The following is a 413-nucleotide window of genomic DNA, read 5'->3' as shown; positions in this document are numbered from 1 at the left end:
CCGCGGCTCCTCCCCCGCCGCCCCTGTCCATCCTGGTCGCGCCGCCTGACGCGGCGGGAGCGCCCTCCCACGTCGTCGAGTTCGCCCAGGAGCACGTGGCCGAGCAGCTCCGGGCCCGTGGGCTGGTGGTGGTCCGTATCGAGGACATCACCCGCAAGCTGTCCGCGTCCAAGCGCCGCCCGCTGCTGCGCTGCAACCGCACGGCGGCCTCCTGCATCCGCTCCCTGGGCGCCGCGGGGAAGACGGAGCTCGTCCTGGTGACGGAGCTGGGCCAGCTGCTCAGCGGCTACCGCACGGGCGCGCGCGTCTACACCGCCAATGACGGCGCGCTCGTCACCGAGCACCTCACCCCCGGCGTGAGCGAGGCGCAGCTCCTGGACTCGCTCACCCAGTCGCTCGACGCGGTGCTGCCC

General features: G+C 74.3%; 1 pseudogene. It reads left to right on the top strand.

The annotated features are described in order from the left end of the window. Window positions 1-413 (top strand): annotated as a pseudogene (locus G4D87_RS38680) (hypothetical protein); the annotation flags it as partial.

It is taken from the genome of Myxococcus vastator, from assembly GCF_010894475.1.
Taxonomy (GTDB): Bacteria; Myxococcota; Myxococcia; order Myxococcales; family Myxococcaceae; genus Myxococcus; species Myxococcus vastator.
This window is presented reverse-complemented; position numbering and strand designations above follow the sequence as displayed.